Source organism: Vibrio sp. M250220, assembly GCF_036533795.1.
Classification (GTDB): Bacteria; Pseudomonadota; Gammaproteobacteria; order Enterobacterales; family Vibrionaceae; genus Vibrio.
The window spans coordinates 1-551 of record NZ_JATABI010000194.1; the positions used below are offsets into that span (position 1 = coordinate 1).

Genomic DNA, 551 nt, shown 5'->3' on the forward strand with positions numbered 1-551 from the left:
GCTCACGGCACGGAGATGGATTACCAACAACCCACTTACGTGCACTTTGATGCGCCAGGTCGCTATAAAGGTGACCCAAATGGCATCGCCTTCACCCGCACTCGCTTGAGTTATCTGCGCCGTGACGCCCAGTTAGCCAAAGGCAAAAGCAACGAATTTTTGCTCCGTTCAGGGTATAAATTTACCTTGAGTGACCACCTCAACACATCCTTTAATCGCCCTTGGCTGCTGGTTCAAGTCAATCACCAAGGCGAACAGGCTCAAGCCCTCGAGGAAGAGGGCACTCAAGGCAAGACGACTTACGCCAACCAATGGCAAGCCATCCCAGCTCATCTCAATTGGCAAGCGCAGCCCGAGACCAAACCAACCGTTGACGGCCCAATGATCGCGACGGTCGTCGGCCCTGAGGGAGAAGAAATCTTCTGTGACGAACATGGTCGCGTGAAAGTCCATTTCCACTGGGATCGCGAAGAGAGAAACCCTGAACATCGTTCGTGTTGGGTGCGAGTCTCTCAAGGTTGGGCGGGCAGCCAATACGGCATGGTCACTTT

At 53.9% G+C, this 551-nt stretch carries 1 protein-coding gene; it reads left to right on the plus strand.

The genetic code is table 11. The features are described 5' to 3' along the window. Positions 1–551, plus strand: a 551-nt coding sequence (tssI, locus tag QTN94_RS20375; RefSeq protein WP_331428687.1) for a type VI secretion system tip protein TssI/VgrG, incomplete at both ends; no start/stop codon positions are given.